The sequence below is a fragment of the Flagellimonas myxillae genome (assembly GCF_023502235.1).
Taxonomy (GTDB): Bacteria; Bacteroidota; Bacteroidia; order Flavobacteriales; family Flavobacteriaceae; genus Flagellimonas; species Flagellimonas myxillae.
Genome location: NZ_JAMFLY010000015.1, coordinates 1 through 236 on the forward strand (window position 1 = coordinate 1; position 236 = coordinate 236).

Annotated in this window: 1 protein-coding gene; it reads right to left on the reverse strand. The window is 61.9% G+C overall.

Annotation, left to right across the window (positions count from 1 at the left end; genetic code table 11):
* Positions 1-236 (reverse strand): hypothetical protein (locus M3P07_RS17715; protein ID WP_249971261.1); only part of this gene is annotated, 236 nt, incomplete at both ends.

Below are 236 nucleotides of genomic sequence, written 5' to 3' on the forward strand. Positions count from 1 at the left end.
ACGTCAAGATCGTCTATGGGGGTAAGCAGTATCGTAGCGGTCTGTTGGGTATCGGGGATGTCCACACTGCCCGTGAGCGCAACGAAGTCGCTGCCCGAGGTAGCGTCACCGCCGACCGTGTAGTTTATCGTTATCGCTCCGCCGCTGGTGTTCGCAACGTCCAGGCTCACCGTGTACTCCCCGGTGGTCGTGCCAAGCTCCGTCGCAGTGCCGTCCGTCGCCGCTATCGTCGCAAC